Genomic DNA, 790 nt, shown 5'->3' with positions numbered 1-790 from the left:
CAACCGCCACCGCCTGAACCGATGCGGCGACAGAGCGGCCAACAACGCCCTCCACGCCATCGTGCTGGTCCGAAGGAACTGGCCCGTTTGGCGGCCATGCCATCGACGCTTCCATGACGCTCATCGCGCCGGACGAATCAGCCGAGTCCACGGTGGTCGCGGCACTTTCCACACGAGACTGGGACGTCGTCGTCATCGGGGACGGGATACGCGAGCCCGAACCCCTTGTGACGTTCTTCGAGCCGGTCGTGAACCTGGTCCGGCGGCATGCACCAGGGGCCTCGACGCGTTCAACACCAGCGGCGGCGACAGCGTCGAGGCAGCCAGGCGGTGGCGGTGAAGCCCAGCCCTGGTACTGAACCGCCCTGGGCGCCTCAAGTGACGGACACTTAGGACTCCTGACAAAAGTGGTGGACTTGACCTGGTCAGAGGTCGGTGTCGCGCACGAGGCCGCCGGGTATCGGGACGCAGTCAGCCCCGTAATGGCACGCGATAAACCCGGCGACGTCGGCGATCATCCCCGGGATACTGGTCGCCCATGGATGAGGTCAAAGTCGTTGTCGCCCATTCCGAGCGCGCGACCCTGCGCGTCGGCGACGTGTTCCTGAAGGTGGACGCCGATCAGGCACGCATCGACGTCGAGGTCGAGGCGATGTCCCTCGCGCCGGTCCCGACCCCGGAGGTCCTGTGGCGCAAGCCGCCCGTGCTCGCGATCGCCGCACTCCCGGGGACGACGCTTGGGCGCCTCGGCGGGCCGTCGACCGGGGCGTCGGCGGCGTGGGCCGCGGCG

1 protein-coding gene and 1 pseudogene are annotated in these 790 nt (G+C 68.6%); one reads left to right on the top strand and one right to left on the bottom strand.

From position 1 onward, the window contains the following. The coding region (locus KN815_RS51860; RefSeq protein ID WP_216342043.1) for a hypothetical protein at positions 1–196 on the bottom strand (196 nt) is incomplete at its 3' end. 342 nt (positions 197–538) lie between these two features. On the opposite strand from KN815_RS51860, the pseudogene KN815_RS13350 reads away from it, so the two are divergent. Further along, a pseudogene (locus KN815_RS13350) lies at positions 539–790 on the top strand (aminoglycoside phosphotransferase family protein); the annotation flags it as partial.

Origin of the sequence: Streptomyces niphimycinicus, assembly GCF_018883605.1 — a bacterium.
In the GTDB taxonomy this organism is placed as follows: domain Bacteria; phylum Actinomycetota; class Actinomycetes; order Streptomycetales; family Streptomycetaceae; genus Streptomyces; species Streptomyces niphimycinicus.
The sequence above is the reverse complement of the archived record's forward strand: the minus strand, read 5'-3'. Positions and strand labels throughout refer to the sequence as shown.